Origin of the sequence: Streptomyces sp. 13-12-16 (genome assembly GCF_002114215.1) — a bacterium.
Lineage (GTDB): Bacteria > Actinomycetota > Actinomycetes > Streptomycetales > Streptomycetaceae > Streptomyces.
Map to the genome: position 1 here is coordinate 1 of NZ_NCTE01001029.1, position 781 is coordinate 781.

The 781-nt window shown below is 78.0% G+C and carries 1 protein-coding gene; it reads right to left on the bottom strand.

Annotated features, from left to right (window positions below; translation table 11 throughout):
• Positions 1-781 (bottom strand): aminotransferase class I/II-fold pyridoxal phosphate-dependent enzyme (locus B7767_RS34595; protein WP_085575549.1); only part of this gene is annotated, 781 nt, incomplete at both ends.

Here is a 781-nt window from a genome sequence, read left to right on the forward strand (position 1 = left end):
CCGCGCCTGGCCAGCGCCCCGATCAGCGCCTCCCGGCGCCGCCCGTACCGCGCGGCCACGGCCACCGGATCCACCGCGCCCTCGCGCCACAACCGCACCACCGCGCGCTGGACGATCCTGCTGACCCAGCCCGGTCCGAGCCGCTGCCGTCCGCGCACCCGGTCGAGGGTGACCGCGTCCCCGGTGAGCACCGCGAGCCGCAGGTCGGGTCCGTAGGCCTTGGCCGCCGAGCGCACGAAGGCCCAGCTACGGGTCGCACCCGCCAAGGCGTGCAGCGGCAGGTCGACGATGTGGTGCCCGTGGTCGTCCTCGACGAGCAGCGTCTCCGGGTGGTCGGCGAGCACCGGGCGCAGGGCACGCGCGCGTGCGGCGCCCAGCGCGGCGCCGGTCGGGTTCTGCGCCCGGTCCGTGACGATCAGGGCCCGCGCCCCGCCCGCCAGTGCCCTCCGTACGTCATCGGGCAGCGGGCCCTCGTCGTCGACCCCCACGGGGACGGTCCTCAGCCCCAGTGCCGGTACCAGGTCCAGCAGACTCCCCCACCCCGGGTCCTCCACCGCGACCGCGTCCCCGGGTCTGAGGTGTGCCACGAGCACCCGCTCCATCGCGTCCAGCGCGCCCGAGGTGACGGCGACGGGCCCGTCGGGAACACCGTCGGCGTCCAGTCCGGCCCGCGCCAGCCGCGCCAGCTCGGGCTCCACGGGCGCGTGCCCGTACAGCACCGGCTCCCGGTCGCCCTCCCCGGCCGCCGCCGCGAACGCCCCGGCCAGCGCGGGCAGCAGCG